Below are 25,095 nucleotides of genomic sequence, written 5' to 3'. Positions count from 1 at the left end.
CTCAACTCGGAGCGCCTTTTTTATTACCGGCATACATCGCTTAACCGCACGGATGATCAAAAGCTCCCGCAGGGGTTAGGCGCGCTAGTCGTCGTAGCTTTCGTCGCCACCGATACTGCCGCTAGCGCCGCCATCGTCCCGACCACTTTCAGGGTTTTCGCCAGCGGATCGGACGTCGCATCGCTCGTGCCGGCGATCGGCTGATGCGTGTACGCCGTGCATTCCGGCTGTCCAATCATCGTCGCCGACGGCTGCTTGGCGCTCCAGACGATATTGTCCGATGCCGTATTAGCGAACGCCGGCACGCCTGCCGCGATTGTGCCCAGCGCGACGACGTATGCTTTCCAGCTCATAACGGCCCCTTCGCGAATTATGGATTTGCGCGATGATATTCCCACGCGCCGCACTCAGGCAAATGAAGCGCCGAATCCATGCGCTTTGACTACCGCCGCCCCTTCCTCACCACCATCCACCTCGGCGACTTGAACCGCACAATACTCATATAAAGCCAGACATAAGTCGCTGCGAACACCACCACAAAGCAGAACAGATGCAGCGTATGCCGCCAGAACAGGGTAGCCGGCACGACTGCAATCAGACACAGCAGCCACAAATACGGCGAGGTTAGCGAATTACGCCGCGTCAGTTCGCGTGCGGTGCGCGCGCCGACCGCCCAGCGCATCAGCCGCTTATAGACCAGCATATGCAGATGCACACCGTCGGGAATCCCCGGCGACATTCCGCGAATGAACTTCTTCCGATAGATCGAGAAGCAGGTCTCGAAGATCGGGTACATGAAGAGCAGCACCGGATACCACGCTGACACATCGCGATTGCGCATCACCAGCATGATCGACAGCTCGGCGAGCATGAAGCCGATGAAATACGCGCCGCCGTCGCCGAGAAAGATCAGCCCGGCCGGAAAATTCCAGATGAAGAAGCCGAGCACCGCGCCCATCATCATGAACGACGCCGACAGCACGATCGGATCGGACACCTGGAACGCCACATAAGCGAGTGAGGCGAACATCATGAACGCGACCATCGACGCGAGGCCGTTGAAGCCGTCGATGATATTGATCGCATTGGCGAGCGCCGCCACGGCCAGCACAGTGACCACGCAGGAGATCACCGCATACGAAAGCAGAAAGTCGAGCGGCGGCACACTGATGCGCGTGACGGCGATATTCAGCAGAAAGTAGGCGAGGGCGGCGGCGGCCATCGTGCAGACGAGCCGTGCGAGCGGCGACACGCGCTTGGTCAGATCTTCGACGAGGCCCGAGCCGAACGCCGGCATACCGCACGCGATAAGCCCCAGAATGCCGCCCGAAACGGCGGGATACGCACGATGTAGTTGCACCGCCGAGACGATCAGCCCGATCAGAATCCCGGTTCCGCCGATGCGCGGCACCGGGCGCACATGAAATTTCTGCACGCCGGCCAGATCGGTGTCGGTGGAGAATTTTTCATGCAGATGCGCATAGCGCACGATCAACAGCGTGATCAGCAGTGAAACGAGAAAGCCGAGCGCAAAACTAAGCATGAAAGTGGGCCTGAGCGAAGACGCCGAATTATACAAACGAAACGCACTGCGCCCGGAAAAGCAGCGCTCGCGTAGATCACGCGAAATATCCCAGATAGTGAGTCTGGGGCGCCCCGCAAAGCCTTGCCTGTCATGGATTTCACCTATTTAACAGGGTCTCGCGAAGGCCGTTAACCTGGATGCGGCGAAGTGTAAATGGCGCATGAAACAGCACCGCGCGCCGGCGTTTCCCCGATTTCGCCGCCGCTCGACAGGACGTTCCGGAGACCCAATGCTAAACAACATCACCATTCGTGGCGGGCTGACGCTGGTCATCAGCGTGTTCGTCGCTTTCCTGCTGACCGTGATCGGTGTCGGCTACGGCGCGCTCAACCTCGCGAATAGCAGCCTCGACGAGACGCAGCGCAGCGCAGCCGCGCTATCGCATCTGAAGGCGAGCTCCGAGAAGCTGCTGCAAGTGCAGCTCGCAGTCGGCACGTATCAGACGCTCTTTAGCGTCGGCAAGCAGACCGACGATCTGTTGCCGGCCGCGCACAAGGTGCTGGTCGAGTCGAACAAGGAATTCCGCAACTACATGGCGAGCCCGTTCGTGAGCGAAGAGGAAAAGAAGCTCGCGCAAGCCGTCGAGCAGGCGCGCGCCGCGCTCGTCGACAAGGCCATCGAGCCGGAGTTCAAGGCGCTCACCGACTTCGACTTCAACACCTTCCGCAACATCCAGGGCGAAACCGCGAACAACTTTTACGCGGCGTATTCGAAAGCCATCGATGCGCTCGAACGCGTGCAGGTCGGCAATCAACACCAGCAGGCCGAGACCGGCGCGCAGCGCTTCCGCCTGGCGACGCTGCTGTTCGCCGCGATCGGTGCGATTGCGATCGTGATCGGTGTGGCGGCGCGAATCGGTTTGTCGGCCGCGCTGATCAAGCCGGTCAATGTGACCATTAAACATTTCGAACGAATCGCCGCCGGCGATCTGACGATTGCGATCGCAATCAAATCGCGCAACGAGATGGGCCAGTTGCTCAGCGCGCTGACGAAGATGCGCGACGGCCTCGTGGAGACGGTGGCGAAGGTGCGCGGCAGCACGACGGCGATCACGCACGGCGCGAACGAGATTGCGTCGGGCAATGCGGATCTGTCGTCGCGTACTGAGCAACAGGCCGCTGCGCTTCAGCAGACGGCGGCGAGCATGGAGCAACTCTCGGCGACGGTGAAGCAGAACGCGGACAACGCCAGGCAGGCGAATCGATTGGCGCAGGGCGCGTTGGACACGGTGACGCGCGGCGGATCGGTGGTGTCGCGCGTGACGCAGACGATGGACGGGATTACCGAGTCGTCGCGCAAGGTGACCGAGATCATCGGCATGATCGAAGGGATCGCCTTTCAGACGAATATTCTCGCGCTGAACGCGGCAGTGGAGGCGGCCCGGGCGGGTGAACAGGGGCGCGGGTTCGCGGTTGTCGCATCGGAAGTGCGCAGCCTTGCACAGCGCTCAGGCGCGGCGGCGAAGGAAATCAAGGAGTTGATCGGCGAATCGGCCGCGAAGGTGCAGGAGGGGGCCTCCCTTGTGTCCGACGCGCAGAAGACGATTCAGGAAGCCCTGAGCGCGGTCCAACGCGTCACCGGCGTCATGAACGAGATCGAGGCGTCCGCGCTCGAACAGAGCGACGGTATCGAGCAGGTCAACAAGGCGGTTTCACAGATCGACGAAGTCACGCAGCACAATGCGGCGCTCGTCGAAGAAGCCGCGGCTTCGGCGAAATCGCTGGAGGAGCAGGCGGCTGTGTTGCGCGACGCGGTTGCGGTATTTCAGGTGGCGGCTTAGCGGGCCGCCTCTCAATAACGGGTGCCTGAATAAGCCGCCACATTGAGCGCCGCCGCCCGCGCTTCAGCGCGCGGCGCTCACAAGTCGCTTCAGGCGAATCCTTGCGGATTCGTCGACTGCCAGCGCCAGTGATCCGCGCACATCCGCTCAATACCGAACTCCGCGCGCCAGCCGATGATCCGCTCGGCTGCCGCCGGATCGGCAAAACACGAAGCCACATCGCCCGGACGGCGCGCCACGATCTCGTACGGCACGGGTTTGCCTGACGCCTTCTCGAACGAGCGGACCACGTCCAGCACGCTGTACCCTTGCCCCGTTCCAAGATTCACGACGAAACTCGCATCACGTGCGACCAGCGCATCGAGCGCCGCCAGATGCCCGCGCGCCAGATCCACCACGTGAATGTAATCACGCACGCCGGTGCCGTCAGGCGTTTCATAATCGCCGCCGAACACCCGCAGCTTTTCGAGCTTACCCACGGCAACCTGCGCCACATACGGCATCAGATTGTTAGGAATGCCAGCCGGATCCTCGCCGATCAAGCCGCTTTCATGCGCGCCAACCGGATTGAAATACCGCAGCGTCGCGATCCGCCAGCCAGGATCCGCAATCTCCAGATCGCGCAAAACCTGCTCGGCAATCAGCTTCGATTGCCCATAAGGATTGGTCGCGGAAAGCGGAAACGATTCATCGATCGGCGAGCTCTTCGGCACGCCATAAACCGTCGCGGAAGAACTGAACACGAACTGCTTCACATTGCGATCGCGCATCACGCCGAGCAAGGTCAGCAGGCTGCCGACGTTATTGCTGTAGTACTGGATCGGCTTGGCAACCGATTCGCCCACCGCCTTCAAAGCGGCAAAGTGAATCGCGCCCGTAATCGGATGCGCGTCGAAGATACGGTTGAGCGCGGCTTCATCGCGCGCGTCGGCTTCGTAAAAGGCCACCGCCTTGCCGGTGATCTTTTCCACGCGCCGCAGCGATTCGCGATTGCTGTTCACGAGATTGTCGATTACCACGACGTCGAAACCGCCATTCAGCAGTTCGACACAGGTGTGCGAGCCGATAAATCCCGCGCCGCCCGTTACCAGAATCGTGCCCTTCGTGCTCATGCTGTTGCTCCGTTAAAGTAATACGCCCGTCATTTTCTGCACCAGGTCTTTATATGTTTCGACGACTACGCGCTCGTCGAATTCTTCTGCGACTTTCTGTCGGCCGCGTTCTGCCATTGCGCGGCGCGCGGCGCTGCTCATGTCGAGCATCTGCGCCAGTTTCGCCGCGAGACTGTCTGCATTGCGCACTTCGCACAGCCAGCCATTGACGCCGTCAGCCACCACTTCGCGGCAGCCGGGCACGTCGGTCGTGACGATCGGCCGGCCCATCGCCGAGGCTTCCATCAGCGTGCGCGGCACACCTTCACGATACGACGGCAATACGATGCAATCCGCATCGGCGATGAAAGGCCGCACGTCGTGCGCCTCTCCGAGGTACTCGATGATGCCTTCCCGCTCCCAGGCGCCGACCTCTTCACGCGTGATCGCGCTCGGGTTGTCGACGCCGACCGGGCCGAGCAGTTGGAAACGCGTCTGAGGATAACGTTCACGCAAACGCCGCGCGGCTTCGACATATTCGCCGACGCCCTTGTCCCACAGGAGCCGCCCGATCAGCACAAACTTGAATTCCGCCCGCTCGGGCAGCGGCGTGAACGCGAACTGCTCGAGATCGACGCCTTCGCCATGCAACAGACGCGCACGCTCAGGATGCACCAACAAATTCTGCTCGACAAACGCTGCCTGATCGTCGCGATTCAAAAACCAGATTTCGCGCGGGAAACGGAAGGCGAACCGGTACAGTTTTTTGGCGACTTGCGCAGCGCGGCTCTGCTGGATGAACACGTAACCGAGCCCGGTCGTCACCGCCACCGATTGCACACCCGCCAGTTTCGCCGCGATCGAGCCGTAGATATTCGGCTTGATCGTGTAATGAAACACGACGTGCGGGTGAATGCTCCGGTACAAACGATACAGCGCCAAAAGCGTCCGCAGGTCGTCTCGCGGATTGGTGCCTTTCGATGCCACCGGCAATTCGATGCAGCGGCAACCCATCGCGCTCAGCAGTTCGAAGGTGCGATCGCGCGGTGCGAGCACCGTCACATCGACGCCACGTCCAACCAGCATGCGGATCAGCCCTTGCCGATATGTATAGATTGCCCACGCGGTGTTACAGACGAGTGTAATGCGCAGCGCGGGCGTCGACTTCAAGGCAGGCTTCATGCGGGAACGGGCTCGACGGTGGAATGGATTAATGACTCGCGTGCGTTGCGAGCAGGGTGCGTTTGACCCGTTGTAACGTGCGGTAAGGCGTGATCAGGTGCAGCAGATTTTTGGCGAGGCCGAGCCAATCGTACAGATTGGCGGCGTTGAAGTAGCGCAGTTGCAGCCGCAGCGTCGAGCTCACCTGACGGCGCCGTTTGGTCGCGCTGATGCCGCCTTCGTTCAGCTCGTAGTAGAGCCCGAGTTCCGGCAGATTCGCGCAGTCGTAACGCTCCATCAAACGCATGAACAGATCGAGGTCTTCCGCCGAGCGGTATTGCGCGCGATAGTTGCCGACCGCGCGGACCGCGTCGATACGCAGCATCATCGAAGGGTGAGCGAGGCACGAGCGGAAAAATCGCAGACGGCGAATCGCGTTCGGCTCGGCGGGCGGCGTCAGCATGAAGAGCGGTTTGCCTTCACGCGTGACGACCTGCGTCCACATGCCGAGGCCGGCCACCTGTGGATGCAATTCCATGAACATGCGCTGTTTGGCGAGGCGTTGCGGCACGCTGCGATCGCCTGCGTCGATACGTGCGGCATAGCGGAAACCGCGTTGGGCGAGAGCGTCGATGCCGGTTTGCAGCGCGCGCTCGATGCCGCAGTTCTGCGCCATGCGCAGCACTTCGATATGCATATTGGCAATCGCCGGCGCGACGATCGGCGGCATGCTGCCGTCGTCGACGATCAGCACATGCACCGGGGCGCTTTCGCTGAACGACGCCAGCGTGAGATCGACGTCGGCCTGGCCGTTATACGCGGGCATCAGGACTGCGACGTCGTCGAGGGAAACCTGCGCGGCGGCGGATGAATTCGTCATGAGCGCAATTTGAAGCGGATGTAGTAGAGATTGACCGACGCAGCAGCCAGATAACCGACCGCGAGACCCACCAGCGCGCCGTATGGACCCAGCCTCGGAATCGCCAGCAGATTGACGACGAAGGCAACCGCCAGCGCCAGCAGCCACTTCGACAGCAACACGAATTTAGCCTGATATTTCAGCACGATCAGATTGCCGATCGCTTCGATCCCGGCGGGTACGGAAAGCCACACGGCCCAGCGGAAAATCTCGATTGCGCCTTCATAGTCCGGCCCGAACACGCGGCGGATGATGAAGCCCGCCAGCAGATCGAGCACGATCGCGCCGCTTACCATCAACGCGGCGGTCATCGCGGTGAGCCGCCACATGTTACGGCGCAATTGCGCGGCGTCCTGCACGCGATAGACGAAGGCGGGCGCAATCGTCTGCGCGAGCATCAACGCGAGCGTGATCCAGTTCTCGTTCAACTGTTGCGCGGCCGAATAACGTCCGAGGTCAGCAAAGGAAATCGCCCGTTCGAGCATCAGCCGGTCCAGTTTCAGGAACAGATACATACAGATCAGGCCGAGCCAGAACACCGTGCCCGCGCTCGCGAAGTGGCGAAACAGCGAACGGTCGACGTGCCAGCCGAGCTTGCCGCCATGCCGGCGGATGTAATAGATCAGCAGAACGGCGCCGATCGCCGCGGATTCGAGTGCCCACAGCCAGCCGAAGCGCGCAGGCGCAGCCGCGGCGCGCACCAGCAGATAGACGAAGGCCGCCTTCAGCACCGCGGTGCTCATGCTGGTGAGCAACTGCGGCTTGCTGTACGTCATGCTTTGCAACCACGCATTGATCACGCCGACGAACGGTTCGCGAAACAGCATCGTCACCGCGAGGCCGGCGAGCATGGCGCCGACCAGAGGCTCGAAGAAGTGCAACGCGATGCCGAGCCACGTCAGCAGCAGCGCCGCCACGGAAACCGCAACGCGCAGCGCGAAGGCGCTGCCAAGCACGGTGCCGAGCTGAGCCGGCGGCCGATTGACGATGGTGGGGACCAGAATCTCCGCGCCGCACACCCAGGTGACCGGCGCAAGCACCAGCAGCAGCGTGTTCGCATACTGCCATTTGCCGAAGACGTCCGGGCCGAAGTAGCGCGCCAGCATGCCGCTGATCACGATCGCGACGCCGATCTGCGTGAGCCGCTCCAGCCCAAGCCAGACGATATTGGTAAAGGCGCGCGTGACGTCGGGGTTGGCGAAGCGTTTGAGCGTCAGCATCCGGTCGACGCTTGCCAATCAGGTTGCGCGAATTGAACGCGTGGCGCGAGCCTCGCAAGCCGCGCGGTGGCAGCGCGCGCAATTGCCCACCTGGCCGACTGTCGCGGCAACTTTCCAAAAGGAGGGCGTCTAAGCATTAGAATAGGCGTCTATAAGGCGGGTCCGAAAAGCGCAATTATAAGTTGGAACCGGATCGCTTCCGGCAAGGGCGTTTCGCGAGGTTGTACCGATTGGTTAACGACGAATTTACCGATCAATCAGCGAAGCGCCGGTCAAAATTTTCCATTGCACGCAAGTGAGCCAACATGATCTCCAAATCTATTTTCAAGGCGTATGACATTCGCGGTGTGATCGGCAAGACGCTCGATGCCGACACAGCCCGTTCGATTGGCCGCGCGTTCGGCAGCGAGGTGCGGGCGCAAGGCGGCGACGCCGTGGTGGTCGCGCGTGACGGCCGCCTGTCGGGTCCCGAACTGATCCAGGCACTATCGGACGGCTTGCGCGCGGCGGGCGTCGACGTGGTCAACGTCGGCATGGTGCCCACGCCGGTCGGCTACTTCGCGGCCAGCGTGCCGTTGCAGCTCGAAGGCGGCGAACGCCGCGTCGATTCGTGCATCGTCGTGACGGGCAGCCACAATCCGCCGGACTACAACGGCTTCAAGATGGTACTGCGCGGGACCGCCATTTACGGCGAGCAGATTCTCGCGCTGCATCAGCGCATCGTCGACGATAACTTCTCCGCGGGTAGCGGCACGTACATCGAGTACGACATCGCCGATGCGTATCTCGATCGCATCGTCAGCGACGTCAAGCTCGCGCGCCCGATCAAGATCGTGGTCGACACCGGCAATGGCGTGGCGGGTGGCCTCGCTCCCAAGCTCTTCAAGAAGCTCGGCTGCGAACTGGTCGAACTGTTCACCGAGATCGACGGCAACTTCCCGAATCACCACCCGGACCCGGCACACCCGGAGAATCTCCAGGACGTGATCCGCGCGCTGAAGGAAACCGACGCTGAAATCGGTTTCGCGTTCGACGGCGACGGCGACCGCCTCGGCGTCGTCACCAAAGACGGCCAGATCATTTATCCGGACCGCCAACTGATGCTGTTCGCCGAAGAAGTGCTCTCGCGCAACAAGGGCGCGCAGATCATTTACGACGTGAAGTGCACGCGCAATCTGGCCAAGTGGGTGAAGGACAAGGGCGGCGAACCGCTGATGTGGAAGACCGGCCACTCGCTCGTGAAGGCGAAGCTGCGCGAAACCGGCGCACCGCTGGCAGGCGAAATGAGCGGCCACGTGTTCTTCAAGGACCGCTGGTACGGCTTCGACGACGGCCTGTACACGGGTGCGCGTTTGCTGGAAATTCTCACGCGCGTGGCCGATCCGAGCCAGCTGCTGAACTCGCTGCCGAACTCGCATTCCACGCCGGAACTGCAACTGAAGCTCGAAGAAGGCGAAAACTTCGAACTGGTCGCGCGTTTGCAGCAGAACGCGAAGTTCACCGGCGCGGACGACGTCGTGAAGATCGACGGCCTGCGCGTCGAGTATCCGGACGGCTTTGGTCTCGCGCGTTCGTCGAATACGACGCCGGTGGTCGTGATGCGTTTCGAGGCCGATAACGACGCAGCGCTCAAGCGCATCCAGGAAGACTTCCGCCGCGTGATCCTCGCGGAGAAGGCCGACGCGAAGCTGCCGTTCTAAAGGCTCCAGCGGCGGCGCGGTTCGAATTGAACCGCGGGCCGCCGTCGAACGCGGCGCGGGTTTCACTTACCGCGCCGCGTTTTTTCATGTCATTTACCCGTGTCGCGCTAGAATTGCGGTCCTCTCTCACCCCCCTCGGGGGGCCTGGCGCGAAGCGACAGGTTTGGGGGCTCTTTCAACGCATCTTCGGGCCGGATAGCCGGTTTTCCCACACTTGAGCGTGCAAAAGATACTGATCGTGAGGGTGTCGTCACTGGGCGACGTCGTTCACAACATGCCGGTGATCGCCGACATCCGACGCCGCCATCCGCAAGCGCAGATCGACTGGCTCGTCGAAGAAAGCTTCGTCGGGCTCGTGCAGCTCGTCAACGGCGTGCACCGGGCGATTCCCGTGTCGCTGCGGCGCTGGCGCAAGCGTCTCTTTTCGGTCGACAACTGGCGCGAGATCGGTGCGTTTCGCCGCGCGCTCGCCGCCGAGCATTACGATCTGGTGATCGACTGCCAGGGGCTCATCAAGACCGCGTGGGTCGCGCGGATGGCGCGCGGGCCGCTGGTCGGCCTCGCGAACCGCACCGACGGCGCGGGCTTCGAATGGCCGGTGCGTTTCTTCTACGACAAACGCGTGCCGATCGAGCCGCGCACTCACGTGGTTGAACGCACGCGCCGGCTGGTGGCCGCGGCGCTGAACGACCCGCAGCCGCAACCCACCGATGATATCGATTTCGGTCTCGACACCGGGCGGGCGGCGCTGGCGTTGTCGGAGGCGAATCTGAACCTGCCGGTGCCGTACGTGGTGTTCGTCCACGCCACCTCTCGCGCCGACAAACAATGGCCTGATACCGCCTGGATCGAACTGGGCCAGTCGCTGGTGCGGTGCGGTGCGTCGATCGTGTTGCCGTGGGGCAGCGAAGAAGAGCGCGTCACCAGCGAACGGCTGGCCAAGGAATTCGGCGCCGCGGCGATCGTGCCGCCGCGCCTGTCGCTGCCGGCGGTGGTCGGCCTGATCGAGGGCGCGGCCGCGACGGTTGGTGTTGATACAGGTCTAGTTCATATCGCGGCGGCGCTGAAGCGGCCGACGGTCGAGTTGTACAATTTCTCCACCGCGTGGCGTACCGGCGGCTACTGGTCGCCGAACGTCGTCAATCTCGGCACGGCCGGGCAGCCGCCCACGCTGCAACAGGTGAAGTCCGCGCTGGCCGGTTTCGGCCTGCTGTAACGCGGCGTGCACTTCGCCTTACGCTCCATCCGTTTTCAAGGGCGACCATGAACGAAACCCAGATCATCGAAGTTGCCACCGCTGACTGGCACGGACGCAACCTGTCCGTGCCGCGTGAGACGCTGCTGGCCGGCGTCGAACGCGGCAAAGTGCTGTATTTCCCGAATCTGCGCTTTGCGATCGAAGGCGGCGAGCAGGCGCTGCTCGATCCGGCGCTCGCCGATCCGAACCGCAAGAACATCAGCCTCGAACCGAATGGCGGCGCGCTGCACGGCGTGGCCGGCGACGCCGTCACGCAATCGGCGGTACGCGCGTTGATCGCGCGGTATCAGGCCAATGCGCGCACGCTGGTCGATGGACTCTTCCCCGAATACAACGGCAAGCTGCGCGTCGCACCGACGAGCCTGCGGCTGCATAAGGTGGAAACGCGCCAGACGTCCTGGCGCAAGGACGATAGCCGTTTGCATGTAGACGCATTCCCGTCGCGGCCGAACTACGGCGAGCGCATCCTGCGGGTGTTCACCAACGTCAATCCGCAAGGCGTGCCACGCGTGTGGCGCGTCGGCGAGCCGTTCGAGGATATGGCCAAACGCTTCCTGCCGCGCATCAAACCGCAGATGCCCGGCTCGGCCTGGCTGCTGAACCTGCTGCACGTGACCAAATCGCCGCGCAGCGAATACGACCATCTGATGCTGAATCTGCACGACGGTATGAAGGCCGATCTCGAGTATCAGAAGTCGTGCCCGCAGGAGACCATGCCGTTTCCGCCCGGCAGTGTGTGGGTGTGTTTCTCCGACCAGACCGCGCATGCGGTGATGTCCGGCCAGTTCATGCTGGAGCAGACTTTTTTCCTGCCGGTCAAGGCGATGGCGCAGCCGGAATGCGCGCCGCTCGGCATTCTCGAACGCCTGAAGGGCAGGGCGCTGGTTTGAGCGCCGCTTTCTCCTTGCCAGGCGCGCTGAAACACACGCGGCGAAAAGCGGAGCGCCGATGCTGAGGGCGATTTATAACGCGCTCTGGTGGATCATCGCGCCGCTTGCCGTGTTGCGTTTGCTGATCCGCTCGCGCAAGGAGCGCGGTTATCGCGAACAAATCGGCGAGCGTTTCGGTTATGCGCGTGGCCGGCTGCCGGAAGACAATGCGCCGCTGATCTGGGTGCATGCGGTATCCGTGGGCGAGACGCGCGCCGCGCAACCGCTGATCGACGCGCTGATGAACGCGCGGCCCGACGCGCGGATTCTTCTCACGCATATGACGCCGAGCGGCCGCGCGACCGGCGAGCAGATTTTCGGCGACCGCGTGTTGCGCAGCTATTTGCCGTACGACATGCCACACGCGGTGCGGCGGTTTTTGCGGACGTGGCGGCCATCGCTCGGTCTGGTGATGGAAACTGAAGTGTGGCCGACGTTGATCGATGAATGCCGTCGCGCGGACGTGCCGCTGGTGCTGACCAACGCGCGGATGTCAGCGCGTTCGTTCAAGCGGGCGGCGAAGTTCGGCAATGCAACCAGGGACGTGTTCGGCGGTTTTGCTCGTGTGCTGGCGCAGAGTCCGTCGGATGCGGAGCGGCTCACGGCGTTGGGCGCGCGCAATGTCGCGGTGCTCGGCAATCTCAAGTTCGATATGAACACGCCACCGGAACTGGCGGCGCGCGGTCATGCGTGGCGTGCGGCGATCGGTGCGCGGCCCGTGTGGGTCGCGGCGAGTACGCGTGAAGGCGAAGAGGAACTGGTGCTGCAGGCGTTCGCGGCGCTCGGCGTCGACAATGCGTTGCTGATTCTGGTGCCGCGTCATCCGCAGCGGTTTAACGAAGTGGCGGCGCTGGTTGAAAAGGCTGGGCTGCGCATCGAGCGGCGTTCGACGTGGGCGCCGGCCGCGACGATGGCATCGGCGGCTTCGACCGCAGGCAGCGGTGTGCCTGCTTTGCCGCCGGACGTGAACGTGCTGCTCGGCGATTCGATGGGCGAGTTGGGCACTTACTATGCCGCTTCGGATCTGGCGTTCATCGGCGGAAGTCTGTTGCCACTGGGTGGGCAGAATCTGATCGAGGCATGCGCGGTGGGCGTGCCGGTGCTGATCGGGCCGCACGTGTTCAATTTCACGCAAGCCACCGCCGATGCGGTCGCGGCCGGCGCGGCGGTACAGGTGCAGGACCCGGCCGATCTGGCGCGCGTGTTGCGTGAGCTGTTCGGCGACAAGGCACGGCGGCTGGCGATGGGCGGTGCGGCCTCGGCGTTTGCCGCGCGCCATCGCGGGGCCACGGCGCGGACGGTGGATGTGTTGATGGCGGTGTTGCCGGAGTGAGGCGAGGGGCGGACAGCGCCTCCATCTCAAACCTTCAACAACCCCTTCTTCTCGATAAACTTCACCACCTCATCCAGCCCGTCGAGCGCCTTCAGATTGCACATCACGAAGGGGCGCTCGCCGCGCATCTTCTTCGCATCCGAAGCCATCACGTCGAGGTTCGCGCCGACCATCGGCGCCAGGTCCGTCTTGTTGATCACCAGCAGATCCGACTTCGTAATCCCCGGTCCGCCCTTGCGCGGAATCTTCTCGCCGCCCGCGACGTCGATTACATAGATCGTCAGGTCCGACAACTCCGGGCTGAACGTCGCCGCAAGGTTATCGCCGCCCGATTCGATGAACACGATGTCCGCATCGGGAAAGCGCGTCAGCATACGGTCGACGGCTTCCAGATTGATCGACGCGTCTTCGCGAATCGCCGTGTGCGGGCAGCCGCCCGTCTCCACACCCATGATCCGCTCGGCCGGCAACGCGCCCGCCACCGTCAACAGACGTTGATCTTCTTTCGTATAGATATCGTTGGTGATCGCGACGAGGTCGTATTGCTCGCGCATCGCCTTGCAGAGCATTTCGAGCAGCGTGGTCTTGCCCGAGCCGACCGGGCCGCCGACGCCCACGCGCAGCGGCGGCAGTTTCTTCGTACGAAGAGCGGGGTGATGAGGTGCGTTCATGATGGATCTTCGTTATGAGCGAAAGAGCCGCGAGTATTGCGACTCGTGACGCGCCGACAGAATGCCTAATTGCGGCGCGAAGGTGTTGATGTTTTCGGGTGACGTGGCGAGTGCACACGAGACGGCGGCGTCGATCGGCGCGCGCAACGCGACGATGATCCGTTGGCCGGCGAGCTGTCCGAGCGGCACCGCTTTCAGAGCGGCAGCGGCCTGGTTCTCCACCCAGCTGAACGCGTAGGCGGCAAGGGCGGCGTCGACCGCTGCGTCGTGTGCATACGCTGCGAACGCAAACGCGGTGGGTTGGGCCAAAGGCGTTATCGCGGCCAGTGTCGTGCGCCTCGGTGCATCGCCCCATTCCAGGGACACGAACAACTGCCGCAGCGACCAGCCCATCTGCTCTGTTTCGCGCCTTAGTTCGGCCGATTCCCGACTGGCCAGAAATTCGCTATTCGCTTCAGCGAGACCCGCGGCATCATGCGTGCGCCAGCGTTCGATCTGATGAGCAAGAAACGGCAGCTCGCCACGTGCGAGCACGTCCGTTAAACCGCTGGCGATCCAATCGCGAGCGGAATCGGCATCGGTGATCAGTTGCGCTTCGATCGCGGCTTCGAGACCCTGCGAGTAACTGAACGCGCCGATCGGCAGCGCCGGCGACGCGAGATGCAGCAGCGCCGTGAGTTCAGCGATGCGCATGATGATTGTGATGCCCGTGGCCGCACGATTCGTCGTGGACGTGATCGTCGTGATCGTGGCCATGGCCGTGATCGTGATCATGCGAGTGACCGTGCGCGTGGCTATGGCCATGCTCATGATCGTGCGAATGCTCATGCCCGTGATGCTCGTCGAACACCTGCTGCGCGAGCGCATAGTCTTCTGCGAAAGTCTCGTCGTGACCATGCTTATGGCCGCCGCCATACGCACCGGATTCCGGCTGGAACGGCATCGACACCTGGTCGACCGTCGCGCCGATGCGCTTGAGCATATCGGCCAGCACGGGGTCGTATTCGAGCTTCAGATAATCCGCGCCGACTTCGACCGGCGTGTGGCGATTGCCGAGGTGATAAGCGGCGCGTGTCAGCGTCAGCGCATCTTTGGCGCGGACGTAAAGCACCGTTTCGGGCGCGGCAACGACGCGGACCAAACCGCCATCGTCGGCGACCAGAACATCGCCGTCGCGCAGCACCGTGCCGCGCGGCAGCAGCAGCGCGACTTCTTCGCCGTTGTCGAGCGTTGCCGCGAGACGGCTCTTGCGGCGGTCGTCGAAAGCAAGCGTCAAGGTCGGCGCGCGCTTCACCAGAACCGGTGCGAGCTTCAGATGCGGCGCGATCCGTTTGTCGATGGTGCGCATGGTTTAGAACAGGAAGTAACGTTGCGCCATGGGCAGCACCGTCGCGGGTTCGCAGGTCAGCAACTGACCGTCGGCGATCACCTCATACGTTTCCGGATCGACGCTGATCGCCGGGCGCCACGCGTTGTGAATCATGTCGGCCTTCGTAATGTTGCGGCAGTTCTTCACCGCAACGATACGCTTATTCAAGCCGTAGCGTTCGCCGACGCCCGCATCGGCGGCCATCTGCGAGACGAAGGTCAGCGATGTGCGGCCCAACGCTCCGCCGCGCGTCGCGAACATCTCGCGATAATGCACCGGCTGCGGCGTCGGAATCGACGCGTTCGGGTCGCCCATCTGCGCCATCGCGATCATGCCGCCCTTCAGGACCAGCGACGGCTTGATGCCGAAAAACGCCGGCTCCCAGAACACCAGGTCGGCCCACTTGCCCGGCTCGATCGAGCCGACCTCATGCGAAATGCCGTGCGTGATCGCCGGGTTGATCGTGTACTTCGCGACATAACGCTTTGCGCGGAAATTGTCGTGGCGCGCGTTGTCTTCGGGCAGCGCGCCGCGTTGCACCTTCATCTTGTGCGCGGTCTGCCATGTGCGGATGATCACTTCGCCCACGCGCCCCATCGCCTGCGAATCCGACGACAGCATCGACAGCGCGCCGAGGTCGTGCAGGATATCTTCGGCGGCGATGGTCTCGCGGCGGATGCGCGATTCGGCGAACGCAATGTCTTCCGCAATCGACGGGTCCAGGTGATGGCAGACCATCAGCATGTCGAGATGCTCGTCGAGCGTGTTGACGGTGTACGGGCGCGTCGGATTGGTGGACGAGGGCAGCACGTTCGCTTCGCCGCACACCTTGATGATGTCCGGTGCGTGGCCGCCGCCTGCGCCTTCCGTGTGATACGTGTGGATCGTGCGGCCCTTGAACGCGGCCACCGTCGTTTCGACGAAGCCCGCTTCGTTCAACGTATCCGTGTGAATCGCGACCTGCGTGTCGGTGTCGTCGGCGACGGAGAGACAGTTGTCGATTGCTGCCGGCGTCGTGCCCCAGTCTTCGTGCAGCTTCAGACCGATCGCACCCGCGGCGATCTGCTCTAAAGCGGGCTGCGGCTGGCTCACGTTGCCCTTGCCGAGGAAGCCGAGATTCATCGGATAACCGTCGGCCGCTTGCAGCATTCGTTCGAGATGCCACGGACCCGGCGTGCAGGTCGTCGCGTTCGTGCCCGTAGCTGGACCGGTGCCGCCGCCGAGCATCGTCGTCACGCCGCTCGCGAGTGCTTCTTCGATCTGCTGCGGGCTGATGAAGTGAATGTGCGTATCGATGCCGCCCGCCGTCACGATCAGCCCTTCGCCGGCAATCACTTCGGTGGACGCGCCGATCGCGATCGTCACGTTCGGCTGGATGTCCGGGTTGCCTGCTTTGCCGATCGCGGCGATGCGGCCGTTCTTGATGCCGATGTCGGCTTTGACGATGCCCCAGTGATCGAGAATCACCGCGTTCGTGACGACGGTATCGACCACCTCGGCGTGCACGCGTTGCGACTGGCCCATGCCGTCGCGAATCACTTTGCCGCCGCCGAATTTCACTTCTTCGCCGTAGGTCGTGAAGTCGCGCTCGACTTCGATCAGCAGCTCGGTATCGGCGAGGCGCACGCGGTCGCCGGTGGTGGGGCCGAACATTTCCGCGTATGCGCGGCGGCCAATGCGTAATGTCATGGTGTGGGTCCGGGAATGAGCAGGGCGGTCAAAGCAGGTACGCGTGAGTGACGCGTCAAAGCTTGCCCATCACCTTGCCGTTGAAGCCGTAGACGACGCGCTCGCCTGCCAGTTCGACCAGTTCGACGGTGCGTTCTTGGCCGGGCTCGAAGCGCACGGCGGTGCCCGCCGCGATGTTCAGCCGGAAGCCGCGTGCTGCTTCGCGATCGAACGACAGGGCCTCGTTCACTTCGTAGAAATGGTAGTGCGAGCCGATCTGCACCGGACGGTCGCCGGTATTCGACACGACCACCGTGACGGTGGCGCGGCCCGCGTTGAGTTCGTGTTCGCCGTCGTCGATGAGGAGTTCGCCGGGAATCATGGGGCCTGCCTTACGAGATCGGGTGGTGAACGGTGACGAGCTTGGTGCCATCGGGGAAGGTGGCTTCGACCTGGATGTCGGGGATCATCTCGGGCACGCCTTCCATCACATCGGCGCGCGTCAGCAGCGTGGTGCCGTAGTGCATGACCTCGGCGACGGTTTTGCCGTCACGGGCGGCTTCCATCAGCGCGGCGGTGATGAAGGCGATCGCCTCCGGGTAATTCAGTTTGAGACCGCGCGCGCGGCGCCGTTCGGCGAGCAGCGCGGCGGTGAAAATCAGCAGCTTGTCCTTCTCGCGAGGTGTCAGCTTCATCGATTATGTGCTTAGGGTTGCGTCTGTCCCGAGGAGACAGGCGGCGACAGTGATAGGCGCTGCAAGTCGTGGACTCATCGCGTGATGCGCACGGGATGAGTCCACGACAAGTGCAATGCCGGATGAGCCGACCACGGTATCAAGTTCAGCTAACGACGCGCTTACAGATCCGTCGGCAGTGGGGCGCCGAACCATTTTTTCGACATCGTGTTGAGCGTGCCGTCCTGTTTCGCTTGTGCAATGGCTGCGTTGACCTTCTGCTGCAAGCGCCCTTCGTTCTTGTTCATACCGACGAAGCACGGCGAATTCTTGATGACGAACTTCGGTTCCGGACGACGTGGCGGATTCTTCGCGAGGATCGCGGCGGCCACGATGTTACCGGCGGCGATCAACTGCACCTGACCCGAGAGGAACGCGGCGATGGTTGCGTTGTTGTCTTCGAAGCGTTTGATGGTGGCGTTCGGCGCCATTTGCGTGAGACCGATTTCCTCGAGTGCGCCGCGCGTGGCGCCGACCGTCTTGCCGGTGAGATCGGCGGGGCTTGCGACCTTGATGTCGGAGGGACCGAACACGCCTTGATAGTACGGCGCATAGGCGGTTGAGAAATCGATGACTTTCTCGCGATCCGGCGTTTTGCCGAGCGACGAGATGACAAGATCGACCTTACCCGTTTGCAGATACGGAATGCGGTTCGCGCTGTTGACCGGCACGAGTTCGAGCTTCACGTTCATCGACTTCGCGAGGAGGGCGGCGGTATCGATGTCATAGCCTTGCGGCTTCATGTCCGCGCCGACCGACCCGAACGGCGGATAGTCTTCCGGCACGGCGACCTTGAGCACACCGGCTTTGGCGATGTTATCGAGCGTATCCGCGTGAGCGGCGGGCGCATTGAGTGCGAGAACGGGTGAGAGCAACAGCGCGGCGAGCAGGGCGCGGCGTGCGGGACGAAGGGTCGATCGGGTCATATTGATTGAGCGGTGGTGGCGACGAGCGGTCGGCTGCCGTCAGGACGCGGCAGCATCGTGGGAGGTTGTCGAGCAAGGTGTGTGCCATGCCGGTGCAACGGGGGAGAGCGGTGAGGACAGCGAGGCGATGCACCGAAATTGAGCATTTTTATGCCTCTGCGTGGTGCGCGAGCGGGCTTACGACGGTGAAAGACTGCGAGTGGTTTTAGAGCGGGCATTTGGTTTGGCGTGGTGGACACCGCGTGCATACGTCTGCGTCTCGCCGAGGCGGGAAGAATGACGGGGGAAGCGCGTACGCCCCATTGGTTTTGAGAAGTACCGCTACGGCGCGCGCAGCGCCGCCGGAAGTATGACCGCCTTGTCACCAGCGCGGAGTGTGCGAGAACACTGATTCCAGATGCTCCACTACCGTGGCTGTGCGAGGGACCCGCTTAGCATTAGCGGTTCTAGCCGCTTTCTTTTGCCTACTTTTCTTTGCGGCTGGCAAAGAAAAGTAGGTGCCGCCCCGCACAGGGGCAACGCTAATAAACCAATAACAAATCAAGGAAAGGCCAACGCCGTAGGCACACCGACAAACGCAGATCAAGTAGACCAAATCCGAAGCGGCACAGCATCGACCCCATGCACGACGGGCCGCAACTGCAACCAGCACTGAGTCAACGCGCGCTGTAGCATTTCCATAGACCGAGAAACAGCCCGCACAATCAAAACCCCAGAAGTGACACAAGAAGCCGCCGCCCGCAGCGCATCATCAAACGGCAACTGGGCAGTAAGCCCTTCAGCAAGCGCATCATCGCAAGCAGGCCCGACGGCCCACAACATCCCATACGCGGGAAACCCGGCAAGCCCATGCGCAGCATCCCTTAGCGGATCATCCGCGGTAAGACTCGCGCGTTCGAGCCACAACAACTCGCCATTAGCTCCAACGATCCGCGAAACCGCGCGCAACTGCCCATTCGACCACCGTTCACCGGCAGCTTGCCGCCCCAACTGCGTAGCATCCCACCCAATCACGGTAGCGCCTTCAGCAAGTGTCAGCGTGAATTCAAGCTGAGCGTTCGCACTATCGAACACGATATTGTTCTGCGGCAGCCAATCGAGCCGGGCGTGGGCGCCGACTCGCACATCGATAGTCTGCCGCGCCGCGCGTCCATTGGACTTGTACCACTTGGTCGCCCCAGGCGTAGTAATGACGGCATGCGCGCCGTCGCCAAGCGCGACATCGATATCGAGCTGATCGCCGCCCGCGATCCCGCCTGGCGGATGCACGATCACCGCATGACAGATCGCATCGCCTTCCGGGTAGAGTGGCCGCTGCACGCGCAACGGCCCATCATGCCGCCGGTGAGCGAGCGTGGTCCGCTCGCCGTTTTTGACGAAGCCGAGTTCGAGACGAGCGCGCCATTGCGAGTGCGCGGTCTTTTGCGCCGCGGCGTGCGCGGTGGCGAGCGTGACGTGATTTTCGTGAAGCGACATGCGAATGGACGTATAGAGGCCGAGCGTGCCGGCGCGCGTTAGGCAACGGTCGACGCATTGCCGTAGTGATGCGGCGAGAATATCACGCTGCGGTGGGCGTCTTTGTCAGACGGCGATGAGTGCGCGTACGCCATCCGTGTCCATGTTAGCGCCTTCGCCGCCCGCGACGATTTCACCGCGGCTCATGACCCAATACCGATCGGCGATTTCCTTGGCGAAATCGTAATACTGTTCGACGAGCAGGACGGTCATGCCCATTTCTTCGACCAGTTGACGCAGTGTGCGGCCGATGTCCTGGATGATCGATGGCTGGATACCTTCGGTGGGTTCATCGAGGATGAGCAATTGCGGATCGCTCATGAGGGCTCGGCCGATGGCGAGTTGTTGCTGCTGTCCGCCGGAGAGGTCGCCGCCGCGGCGGGTGCGCATGTCTTTTAGTACTGGGAAGAGGTCGTAGATGCGGTCGGGGATTTTTTTGGGGGCTTTTTTGCTGGCGGCGCCTACCAACAGGTTTTCTTCGACTGTCAGTCGGGGGAAGATGTCACGGCCTTGTGGGACGTAGGCCAGGCCTTGTTCTACTCTCGAGTAAGTTGGGAGTTTTGTGATTGGCGTGCCACGCCAGGCGATTGAACCGCTCCTGGTTTGGACTACGCCCATCAGGCATCTGAGCAGCGTGGTTTTGCCTACGCCGTTGCGGCCCAATAGGACGGTTAGCTTGCCGTCCGGCACGGTTAGTTTCACATCTCGGAGGATGTGGCTGCCGCCGTAGTATTGGTTCAGGTTTGCTACTTCTAACATTTGGATCGTTCCTCTGATTCTGGTGTGGTTTTGCTTTTTTTTTGCCTTTGGCGGCGGCATTGGTTGTGTGCCTACGGCGTTGCCTTTCCTTGTTTTGTTATTGGTCTATTAGCGTCGCCCCTGTGCGGGGCAGGCACTTACTTTCTTTGCCGCCGCAAAGAAAGTAAGCAAAGAAAGCGGCTCAAACCGCTAATTCTTAAGCGGGTCCCCTGGCTTGGAGGAGGTAGTGGAGCATCTGGAATCGGTGTTCTCGCACATTCAGCCTCGGTGACAAGGCAGTCATACTTCCGGCGGCGCTACGCGCGCCGCAGCGGTACTTCATAAAACCGCTAGCCGTTTCATGCGTTCAGCGCACTTCCAAAACCACCGGCCAATTTCAGCGCCTCGCCGAGGCGAAGCCGATGGCTCCCACAGCAAAAGAACAAAACCACTGGTTTCCCAGGCAGACCGTTCCGGCGAGCACATAGTGCGAGGCGGGAAGGATGACTGCCTTGTCACAAGCGCGGAGTGCGCGAGAACACCGATTCCAGATGCTCCACTACCTCCTCCAAGCCAGGGGACCCGCTTAAGAATTAGCGGTTTGAGCCGCTTTCTTTTGCCTACTTTTCTTTGCGGCGGCAAAGAAAAGTAGGTGCCCCCCCGCACAGGGGGAACGCTAATAAACCAATATCAAAGCAAGGAAAGGCAACGCCGTAGGCACACAACCAATGCCGCCGCCAAAGGCAAAAAAAACCAAATCACCTCCCTAGATAAGACTCAATAACCATCTCATCCTTCTTAACATCATCAAGAGTGCCATGAGCAAGAACCCGCCCTTCAGCCATCACGGTGACCCGCCCAGTGTCACCAGACAGAGCAGCAACAAACTCCATATCGTGCTCCACAACCATCATCGAGCAAGTCCCCCGCAATTGATTGAGCAAATCAGCCAACTGCATAGTCTCATCATCGGTCATCCCGGCCGCAGGCTCATCGAGCAAAAGAAGCGCCGGTTGCTGCATAAGCAACATCCCAATCTCGAGCCGCTGCTTCTGCCCATGCGACAACTCGCCAGCAAGCCGTCGAGCCTCACTCTCAAGCCCAATCAAAGCCAAAGTCTCTTCAATGCGAGCCTGCGCCTCGCGATCCAACCGGGCGCGTAAAGAACCCCACCACCCCTTGTCAGCCTTCATAGCCAACTCAAGGTTCTCCCAAACAGGATGTTGCTCAAAAACAGTAGGCTTCTGAAACTTCCGCCCAATCCCGGCACGTGCAATAGAAGGCTCATTCATCCGCGTCAAATCAATCGACTGCCCCAGAAAAACCTTGCCGGAATCCGGCTCCGTCTTCCCGGTGATGACATCCATCATCGTCGTCTTGCCCGCGCCGTTAGGCCCGATAATGCAACGCAATTCACCCGCATCGATCGACAACGTCAGCCCATTCAGCGCGCGAAAACCATCAAAACTGACGGTCACATCTTCAAGGTACAGAATCGTCCCGTGCGAAATGTCGATCTCGCCCGGCACCACCGCGTGCCCCATGCTGGCGACGCCGCTCAACGACCGTTCAGCCGGTGCTTCAGGCAAGGCAAGATCAGGAACCATCGGGTTTTCGTTCATGAGCGGTTCCTCTTGCGCGTCACGAGTTCGATCAGCCCCATGATGCCGTTCGGCAACAGCAACGGCACCAGCACGAAGATCAAGCCAAGAAAGAACAGCCAATACTCAGGGAAGTTCGCCGTAAAAAAGCTCTTCGCGCCATTCACCGCGAACGCGCCGACGATCGGTCCGATCAAAGTGCCACGTCCGCCCACGGCGACCCAGATCGCCATTTCAATCGAGTTGCCCGGCGACATCTCGCCCGGATTGATAATGCCGACCTGCGGCACATACAAAGCACCAGCAATCCCGCACAACACGGCGGACACGGTCCACACGAACAGTTTGTACGCCAACGGGCTGTAGCCGAGGAACATCAGGCGCGTTTCGCCGTCGCGTACCGCAGTGACCACGCGGCCGAGCTTCGACGCGACGATCGCCCGTGCGCCGATAAACGCGAGAATCAACACGGCAAATGTGATCAGCAAGAGGGCAGTGCGCGTGCCCGGATGCGTGATCGGAAAACCGCCGATGCGCTTGAAGTCGGTGAAGCCGTTGTTGCCGCCGAAACCCGTTTCGTTGCGATAGAACAGCAGCATCGCGGCGAAGGTCATCGCCTGCGTGATGATCGACAGGTACACGCCCTTCACGCGCGAGCGGAACGTGAAGAAGCCGAACACCCACGCGACCACCGCCGGCACCAGCACCACCAGCAGCAGCGCATAACCGAGATGCTGGGTGCCTTGCCAGTACCACGGTAGTTGATGCCAGTCGAGAAACACCATGAAGTCCGGCAGATCGCTGCCGTATTTGCCTTCGTGACCGATCGCGCGCATCAGGTACATGCCGATCGCGTACCCGCCCAATGCAAAGAACAATGCGTGCCCGAGGCTCAGAATGCCGCAGTAACCCCACACGAGATCGAGCGCGAGCGCGGCGATCGCGTAGCACATGAACTTGCCGGTCAGCGTCATCGCGTACGCGGACAGATGGAACGCGCTCGTCTCCGGTACTACTAGCGTGGCGAACGGCACGCCGAAGCCGAACACGATAATCAGCGCGATCAGCGCGAGCCATGCGCGCCGAGACAGCAGCGCGGGACGCGGCGGCAAGCCGAGCGCGAAGCCGGATTGCGCCTCGCGGCCGGAGCTCGCGGCCGAGCCCGCTGATGAAACGTGAGCCGGTGTAGTCGCAGACGTCATCATGCCTCCGCGCTACGGCCCTTGAGGGCGAACATGCCCTGCGGACGCTTCTGGATGAACAGCACGATCAGCACGAGCACCGCGATCTTCGCGAGCACCGCGCCCCAGAACGGTTCGATCGCTTTGCTGACGAGGCCGAGCCCGAAGCCGCCGATCACGGTGCCGGCCAGTTGGCCGACGCCGCCGAGCACCACCGCCATGAACGAATCGATGATGTAGCTCTGGCCGAGGTCCGGGCCGACATTGCCGATTTGCGACAGCGCACAGCCGCCCAAACCGGCAATGCCCGCGCCGAACGCGAACGCATACGAATCGACCCGCGCCGTCTTCACGCCGACGCACGCCGCCATCCGCCGATTCTGCGTGACGGCGCGCACGAAGAGACCGAGGCGCGTCCTGGTCAGCACGGCCCACGCAATGCCGACGACGATCATCGAAAACGCCAGAATCGCCAGGCGGTTGTACGGCAAGATCAGATTCGGCAGCACGGTCACGCCGCCGCTCATCCACGCCGGATTGATCACCTGCACGTTTTGCGCGCCGAACAGCATGCGCGTGGCCTGAATCAGAATCAGGCTGATACCGAAGGTGGTCAGCAGCGTTTCGAGCGGACGGCCGTACAGGTGCTTCAGAACCAGCCGTTCGAGCACGATGCCGACTAATCCGGCGGCCACGAACGACGCGGGCACCGCGAGCAGCGGATACCAGTCGAACGCACCGGGCGCGTACCGCTGGAACAGGTTCTGCACGACGTAGGTGGCGTACGCGCCGATCATCAGGAATTCGCCGTGCGCCATGTTGATGACGCCGATCAGCCCATATGTAATCGCGAGGCCGAGCGCGGCGAGCAGCAGCACGCTGCCGAGCGACAAGCCGGCGAACAGCGTGCCGGCGATCTGGCTGCGGCGCTGGATCGCATCGAGTTCGTCGATGCCGCTTTGCGCGGCGGCGCGGACGCGGTCGTCGGTTTCGTTGAAGGTGCCGTCCGGCTTCTTCGCGACGAGCGGGCGCAGCAGCTCGTTCATGTCGAGATCGTGCCTCGCGGCGACCAGTTGCACGGCTTCGAGCCGCTTGGCCGGATCGGCGTCGTGCAAGGCGGTCATCGCCCACAGCGTGTCCAGACGCTTCTTCAGCGCTGGGTCGGTTTCTTTCGCGCGAGCGGCGTCGACCAGCGGTTTGATCGACGGATCGGGGTTTTGCAACAGCGCGGTGATTGCGGCGGCGCGCGTAGCCGTATCGGGCGAGTCGAGTTGCAGGCCCGACAGCGCGCCTGTCACCTTCGAGCGCAGCAGGTTGTTCAGTGTGACCGGTTGAGCATCGCCCGCGGCGACGGTCTTGCCGGTGACGGCATCGCGCGCGGTGTCGCCGTCCTGCAGCAGTACGGCGCCGGCATCGGTGGCGAGCGCACTGTCGTCGGACAGGGCTTTGAGCACCGCGAGCGATGCTTTGTCGTGATTGGCGATCAGTTTGTCGATGGCCGCGGATTTCGCGTCGAAGTCGTCGCCGGCGAGCGGCGCGACGTCGGCCGGACTCAGCGCGAAAGCGGCAAGCGGCGCGCTAGCCAGGAGCGCGAGCCCCAGGCTGCCGATGCTGCGCCGTGCGAACGTCAGGAATGAAAACGCCATGGTGGCCTTTGAAGAAGAGCCGGCAGGGCGGCGCGGCATCGTGGATAAACACGGATGGCCGCGCCGTCGT

The 25,095-nt window shown here is 62.3% G+C and carries 23 protein-coding genes; 5 read left to right on the top strand and 18 right to left on the bottom strand.

Translation table 11 applies throughout. The annotated features are described in order from the left end of the window. Window positions 1–56: 56 nt before the first annotated feature. Window positions 57–353: a hypothetical protein gene (locus WN982_RS16495; protein ID WP_341312998.1), complete on the bottom strand. Its 297-nt coding sequence runs from the start codon at window positions 351–353 to the stop codon at window positions 57–59. Window positions 354–442: 89 nt separating this feature from the next. Further along, the gene (locus tag WN982_RS16490; RefSeq protein ID WP_341312997.1) at window positions 443–1,543 is read right to left on the bottom strand and encodes a glycosyltransferase; all 1,101 of its coding nucleotides are present in this window, start codon (window positions 1,541–1,543) and stop codon (window positions 443–445) included. 271 nt (window positions 1,544–1,814) lie between these two features. Between WN982_RS16490 and WN982_RS16485 the strand changes: the two genes are divergently transcribed. Then, window positions 1,815–3,365: a methyl-accepting chemotaxis protein gene (locus WN982_RS16485; protein WP_341312996.1), complete on the top strand. Its 1,551-nt coding sequence runs from the start codon at window positions 1,815–1,817 to the stop codon at window positions 3,363–3,365. 89 nt (window positions 3,366–3,454) lie between these two features. Here the strand turns inward: WN982_RS16485 and galE are convergent, their stop codons facing one another. From galE to WN982_RS16465, 4 genes are read right to left on the bottom strand one after another with little or no spacing between them, the layout of a single operon-like run. Continuing rightward, window positions 3,455–4,477 carry a UDP-glucose 4-epimerase GalE gene (gene galE / locus WN982_RS16480; RefSeq protein WP_341312995.1) on the bottom strand — a complete coding sequence of 341 codons (1,023 nt, stop codon included), beginning with the start codon at window positions 4,475–4,477 and terminating at the stop codon, window positions 3,455–3,457. Between the two features lie 12 nt (window positions 4,478–4,489). Further along, window positions 4,490–5,638 carry a glycosyltransferase family 4 protein gene (locus tag WN982_RS16475; RefSeq protein ID WP_341312994.1) on the bottom strand — a complete coding sequence of 383 codons (1,149 nt, stop codon included), beginning with the start codon at window positions 5,636–5,638 and terminating at the stop codon, window positions 4,490–4,492. 28 nt (window positions 5,639–5,666) lie between these two features. Beyond that, window positions 5,667–6,497 carry a glycosyltransferase gene (locus WN982_RS16470; protein WP_341312993.1) on the bottom strand — a complete coding sequence of 277 codons (831 nt, stop codon included), beginning with the start codon at window positions 6,495–6,497 and terminating at the stop codon, window positions 5,667–5,669. Continuing rightward, entirely contained in the window at window positions 6,494–7,756 is a 1,263-nt protein-coding gene (locus tag WN982_RS16465) for an oligosaccharide flippase family protein (protein ID WP_341315817.1), read from the bottom strand. The genes WN982_RS16470 and WN982_RS16465 overlap by 4 nt, the downstream gene beginning before the upstream one ends. Window positions 7,757–8,061: 305 nt before the next feature. Between WN982_RS16465 and WN982_RS16460 the strand changes: the two genes are divergently transcribed. From WN982_RS16460 to waaA, 4 genes are all read left to right on the top strand, one after another. Beyond that, window positions 8,062–9,456 (top strand): phosphomannomutase/phosphoglucomutase, encoded by a 1,395-nt coding sequence (locus WN982_RS16460; RefSeq protein ID WP_341312992.1) that lies wholly within the window; start codon window positions 8,062–8,064, stop codon window positions 9,454–9,456. A 214-nt stretch (window positions 9,457–9,670) separates the two neighbouring features. Then, on the top strand, window positions 9,671–10,672 hold the full coding sequence (gene waaC, locus WN982_RS16455; RefSeq protein ID WP_341312991.1) for a lipopolysaccharide heptosyltransferase I: 1,002 nt from the start codon (window positions 9,671–9,673) through the stop codon (window positions 10,670–10,672). Between the two features lie 47 nt (window positions 10,673–10,719). Then, window positions 10,720–11,604 carry a Kdo hydroxylase family protein gene (locus WN982_RS16450; protein WP_341312990.1) on the top strand — a complete coding sequence of 295 codons (885 nt, stop codon included), beginning with the start codon at window positions 10,720–10,722 and terminating at the stop codon, window positions 11,602–11,604. A 58-nt stretch (window positions 11,605–11,662) separates the two neighbouring features. Continuing rightward, on the top strand, window positions 11,663–12,976 hold the full coding sequence (gene waaA / locus WN982_RS16445) for a lipid IV(A) 3-deoxy-D-manno-octulosonic acid transferase (RefSeq protein WP_341312989.1): 1,314 nt from the start codon (window positions 11,663–11,665) through the stop codon (window positions 12,974–12,976). Between the two features lie 26 nt (window positions 12,977–13,002). Here the strand turns inward: waaA and ureG are convergent, their stop codons facing one another. From ureG to urtB, 12 genes are all read right to left on the bottom strand, one after another. Then, entirely contained in the window at window positions 13,003–13,647 is a 645-nt protein-coding gene (gene ureG / locus WN982_RS16440) for an urease accessory protein UreG (protein ID WP_341312988.1), read from the bottom strand. A gap of 12 nt (window positions 13,648–13,659) precedes the next feature. Further along, window positions 13,660–14,340, bottom strand: coding sequence for an urease accessory UreF family protein (locus WN982_RS16435; protein ID WP_341315816.1), 681 nt, complete (start codon window positions 14,338–14,340; stop codon window positions 13,660–13,662). Beyond that, window positions 14,327–14,995, bottom strand: a complete 669-nt coding sequence (gene ureE / locus WN982_RS16430) for an urease accessory protein UreE (protein ID WP_341312987.1) — start codon at window positions 14,993–14,995, stop codon at window positions 14,327–14,329. Before ureE ends, WN982_RS16435 begins: the two co-directional genes overlap by 14 nt. Window positions 14,996–14,998: 3 nt before the next feature. After that, window positions 14,999–16,705 carry an urease subunit alpha gene (gene ureC, locus WN982_RS16425; protein WP_341312986.1) on the bottom strand — a complete coding sequence of 569 codons (1,707 nt, stop codon included), beginning with the start codon at window positions 16,703–16,705 and terminating at the stop codon, window positions 14,999–15,001. A 55-nt stretch (window positions 16,706–16,760) separates the two neighbouring features. Continuing rightward, a complete protein-coding gene (locus tag WN982_RS16420; RefSeq protein WP_106305795.1) occupies window positions 16,761–17,066 on the bottom strand; it encodes an urease subunit beta in 306 nt (101 codons plus the stop codon). A gap of 10 nt (window positions 17,067–17,076) precedes the next feature. Beyond that, a complete protein-coding gene (gene ureA, locus WN982_RS16415; RefSeq protein ID WP_341312985.1) occupies window positions 17,077–17,379 on the bottom strand; it encodes an urease subunit gamma in 303 nt (100 codons plus the stop codon). 161 nt (window positions 17,380–17,540) lie between these two features. Further along, window positions 17,541–18,344: a transporter substrate-binding domain-containing protein gene (locus tag WN982_RS16410; RefSeq protein WP_341312984.1), complete on the bottom strand. Its 804-nt coding sequence runs from the start codon at window positions 18,342–18,344 to the stop codon at window positions 17,541–17,543. A gap of 582 nt (window positions 18,345–18,926) precedes the next feature. Next, a complete protein-coding gene (locus tag WN982_RS16405; protein ID WP_341312983.1) occupies window positions 18,927–19,820 on the bottom strand; it encodes an urease accessory protein UreD in 894 nt (297 codons plus the stop codon). Between the two features lie 105 nt (window positions 19,821–19,925). Further along, a complete protein-coding gene (gene urtE, locus WN982_RS16400; RefSeq protein WP_341312982.1) occupies window positions 19,926–20,618 on the bottom strand; it encodes an urea ABC transporter ATP-binding subunit UrtE in 693 nt (230 codons plus the stop codon). A 737-nt stretch (window positions 20,619–21,355) separates the two neighbouring features. Further along, complete coding sequence (gene urtD, locus WN982_RS16395; protein ID WP_341312981.1) at window positions 21,356–22,219, bottom strand: urea ABC transporter ATP-binding protein UrtD; 864 nt, start codon at window positions 22,217–22,219, stop codon at window positions 21,356–21,358. Beyond that, window positions 22,216–23,400 (bottom strand): urea ABC transporter permease subunit UrtC, encoded by a 1,185-nt coding sequence (gene urtC / locus WN982_RS16390; protein WP_341312980.1) that lies wholly within the window; start codon window positions 23,398–23,400, stop codon window positions 22,216–22,218. The genes urtD and urtC overlap by 4 nt, the downstream gene beginning before the upstream one ends. Beyond that, on the bottom strand, window positions 23,400–25,025 hold the full coding sequence (urtB, locus tag WN982_RS16385; RefSeq protein WP_341312979.1) for an urea ABC transporter permease subunit UrtB: 1,626 nt from the start codon (window positions 25,023–25,025) through the stop codon (window positions 23,400–23,402). Before urtB ends, urtC begins: the two co-directional genes overlap by 1 nt. Between the last annotated feature and the right edge of the window lie 70 nt (window positions 25,026–25,095).

It is taken from the genome of Paraburkholderia sp. IMGN_8 (genome assembly GCF_038050405.1).
Taxonomy (GTDB): domain Bacteria; phylum Pseudomonadota; class Gammaproteobacteria; order Burkholderiales; family Burkholderiaceae; genus Paraburkholderia.
Note: the sequence above shows the minus strand (reverse complement) of the source record. Positions and strands in the feature narration are given on the sequence as shown.

Bases quoted from the DNA above. Each gene is read 5' to 3' on its own strand.
- WN982_RS16485 (WP_341312996.1), top strand. From the start codon at position 1,815: ATGCTAAACAACATCACCATTCGTGGCGGGCTGACGCTGGTCATCAGC.
- urtC (WP_341312980.1), bottom strand. From the start codon at position 23,400: ATGACGTCTGCGACTACACCGGCTCACGTTTCATCAGCGGGCTCGGCC.
- WN982_RS16450 (WP_341312990.1), top strand. From the start codon at position 10,720: ATGAACGAAACCCAGATCATCGAAGTTGCCACCGCTGACTGGCACGGA.
- ureG (WP_341312988.1), bottom strand. From the start codon at position 13,647: ATGAACGCACCTCATCACCCCGCTCTTCGTACGAAGAAACTGCCGCCG.
- urtD (WP_341312981.1), bottom strand. From the start codon at position 22,219: ATGAACGAAAACCCGATGGTTCCTGATCTTGCCTTGCCTGAAGCACCG.
- WN982_RS16410 (WP_341312984.1), bottom strand. From the start codon at position 18,344: ATGACCCGATCGACCCTTCGTCCCGCACGCCGCGCCCTGCTCGCCGCG.
- ureC (WP_341312986.1), bottom strand. From the start codon at position 16,705: ATGACATTACGCATTGGCCGCCGCGCATACGCGGAAATGTTCGGCCCC.
- WN982_RS16405 (WP_341312983.1), bottom strand. From the start codon at position 19,820: ATGTCGCTTCACGAAAATCACGTCACGCTCGCCACCGCGCACGCCGCG.
- WN982_RS16490 (WP_341312997.1), bottom strand. From the start codon at position 1,543: ATGCTTAGTTTTGCGCTCGGCTTTCTCGTTTCACTGCTGATCACGCTG.
- ureA (WP_341312985.1), bottom strand. From the start codon at position 17,379: ATGAAGCTGACACCTCGCGAGAAGGACAAGCTGCTGATTTTCACCGCC.
- ureE (WP_341312987.1), bottom strand. From the start codon at position 14,995: ATGCGCACCATCGACAAACGGATCGCGCCGCATCTGAAGCTCGCACCG.
- waaA (WP_341312989.1), top strand. From the start codon at position 11,663: ATGCTGAGGGCGATTTATAACGCGCTCTGGTGGATCATCGCGCCGCTT.
- WN982_RS16460 (WP_341312992.1), top strand. From the start codon at position 8,062: ATGATCTCCAAATCTATTTTCAAGGCGTATGACATTCGCGGTGTGATC.
- WN982_RS16470 (WP_341312993.1), bottom strand. From the start codon at position 6,497: ATGACGAATTCATCCGCCGCCGCGCAGGTTTCCCTCGACGACGTCGCA.
- urtE (WP_341312982.1), bottom strand. From the start codon at position 20,618: ATGTTAGAAGTAGCAAACCTGAACCAATACTACGGCGGCAGCCACATC.
- WN982_RS16420 (WP_106305795.1), bottom strand. From the start codon at position 17,066: ATGATTCCCGGCGAACTCCTCATCGACGACGGCGAACACGAACTCAAC.
- WN982_RS16435 (WP_341315816.1), bottom strand. From the start codon at position 14,340: ATGCGCATCGCTGAACTCACGGCGCTGCTGCATCTCGCGTCGCCGGCG.
- urtB (WP_341312979.1), bottom strand. From the start codon at position 25,025: ATGGCGTTTTCATTCCTGACGTTCGCACGGCGCAGCATCGGCAGCCTG.
- WN982_RS16465 (WP_341315817.1), bottom strand. From the start codon at position 7,756: ATGCTGACGCTCAAACGCTTCGCCAACCCCGACGTCACGCGCGCCTTT.
- galE (WP_341312995.1), bottom strand. From the start codon at position 4,477: ATGAGCACGAAGGGCACGATTCTGGTAACGGGCGGCGCGGGATTTATC.
- WN982_RS16475 (WP_341312994.1), bottom strand. From the start codon at position 5,638: ATGAAGCCTGCCTTGAAGTCGACGCCCGCGCTGCGCATTACACTCGTC.
- WN982_RS16495 (WP_341312998.1), bottom strand. From the start codon at position 353: ATGAGCTGGAAAGCATACGTCGTCGCGCTGGGCACAATCGCGGCAGGC.